The organism is Paenibacillus sp. N119s (assembly GCF_059447605.1).
The window spans coordinates 1-490 of record NZ_JCAJRU010000510.1; the positions used below are offsets into that span (position 1 = coordinate 1).

At 44.1% G+C, this 490-nt stretch carries 1 protein-coding gene; it reads right to left on the reverse strand.

Features of this window, described 5'->3' with window-relative positions:
* The coding region (locus AC5V8P_RS26070; RefSeq protein WP_495474112.1) for an SDR family NAD(P)-dependent oxidoreductase at nt 1–418 on the reverse strand (418 nt) is incomplete at its 3' end.
* Nucleotides 419–490 lie beyond the last annotated feature (72 nt).

Here is a 490-nt window from a genome sequence, read left to right on the forward strand (position 1 = left end):
AAATTCTACCGCTTTGTTGTTTTTTCATGTAGGGTAACGCCTCACGGATCAACCGGATATGACTAAGTAAATTTTGCTCAAAGGCCTGCATCCATACTTCATCTGAAAAATCATCAAAGGTGCCCGCAGGAGGACCGCCCGCATTGCTGACCAAAATATCGACGGTGCCAAACCAATCAACTGTACGGCGGATAGCCTGGAAAATATGTTCAGGCTTGGTAACATCACAAACTACATATTCAACGCGAACACTCGCTGTTTCCTGTAATTCAGCCTGCGTCCGCTGAAGCTCTGCTTCATTTCGTCCCGAAATAACTACATTTGCACCCTCACGTGCCAATTCGCGTGCGCTTGCTTTGCCAAGACCTTTACTTGAACCTGCAACAAAGGCTGCTTTTCCCGTTAATCCTAAATCCATCTATGACACTCCCTTTTCTTAGATTTATATATTTAATTGTACACATGACCAACGTATAATGCGAATAGCGAA